Genomic DNA, 829 nt, shown 5'->3' with positions numbered 1-829 from the left:
AGAGGCTGTATCATAAATAAATGATGCAGCCTCTTCTATTTTGCTGATATATTTATCAATTTGAGATAAAATCTTAAAAAGTCAATATTCTTCTGTCGCTTTAAGCGGCCTTTTTACGAAGATTATGTGCTAATGCTAATAATCCGGCTTCAATACTCACTTTATCCAGACCTCGCAGCATAAATCGTTTAAATAAGTGGTTATGCTTGATATTAGCAAAAACGGGTTCGGTATCATGGCATCTTTGTTTACGCTTTTGGATGCCTCGCTTCGTTTTTAACCTTTTTTCCGCTCGTCTCTTCAGGCGATTTAGATTGTGATTTACCTCTATTATTCGATTACCGTTTTGTCCATGGCAATCACTGCGCAATGGGCATCCATTGCAGTTTCCAGCTCTGTATTTTGTGATTGTTTGTTTAAAGCCTGCCTTGGTAACATGCCCGTAACTACCTATATTTTTCATCGTTTTTCCAGACGGACATATATATCTGTCTTTTTCATGGTTATAGGCAAGTTTGTCAGTCCCATATGGTTTTTTATTACGGGTTTTTCTATGTTGATCGCGGTCAAAATGATTATATTTTACATAAGCAGTAATTCGCTTTTTTTCAAGCCATACGTAGTTTTGTTCGCTTCCGTAGCCCGCGTCAGCGGTGATGTTGGCTGGATTCTTACCATACTGATCCCTGAATATATTCAAGTGTTGCTGAAGGGTGTTGGTATCGGTAGCATTCTGATGAAGACTGTAATTGACAATGTATTGATTATTCGTACTTATCTGCAGGTTATAAGCTGGCTTTAGTTGCCCATTTCTCATGTGATCTTCCTT

General features: G+C 38.0%; 1 protein-coding gene. It reads right to left on the bottom strand.

Going from position 1 to position 829, the window contains the following annotated elements; translation table 11 throughout:
• Positions 1–100: 100 nt before the first annotated feature.
• Positions 101–829 (bottom strand): transposase (locus tag AB6805_RS32435; RefSeq protein WP_370913577.1); only part of this gene is annotated, 729 nt, incomplete at its 5' end.

The organism is Chitinophaga sp. RCC_12, assembly GCF_041360695.1.
In the GTDB taxonomy this organism is placed as follows: Bacteria; Bacteroidota; Bacteroidia; order Chitinophagales; family Chitinophagaceae; genus Chitinophaga.
Note: the sequence above shows the minus strand (reverse complement) of the source record. Positions and strands in the feature narration are given on the sequence as shown.